Genomic DNA, 230 nt, shown 5'->3' with positions numbered 1-230 from the left:
CCCCATTCGGAAATCTCCGGATCAAAGCGTACTTACCGCTCCCCGAAGCATATCGGTGTTAGTCCCGTCCTTCATCGGCTCCTAGTACCAAGGCATTCACCATGCGCCCTTCATAACTTAACCTAAACAATCAAAGATTGTCTGATTAATTGAGTTAGCGATTATAATTCGTTAATTAAAACTCAAATAACGCGGTGTTCTCGGTTTATTGTTTTGTTAATAAAGAAATT

The 230-nt window shown here is 40.4% G+C and carries 1 rRNA gene; it reads right to left on the bottom strand.

What is annotated here, in order from left to right:
* Window positions 1-123: ribosomal RNA gene (locus LMC10_RS02080) — 23S ribosomal RNA — on the bottom strand; the annotation flags it as partial.
* Window positions 124-230: the final 107 nt, after the last annotated feature.

The organism is Limosilactobacillus reuteri subsp. simiae (genome assembly GCF_020784875.1).
GTDB lineage: Bacteria > Bacillota > Bacilli > Lactobacillales > Lactobacillaceae > Limosilactobacillus > Limosilactobacillus reuteri_H.
Note: the sequence above shows the minus strand (reverse complement) of the source record. Positions and strands in the feature narration are given on the sequence as shown.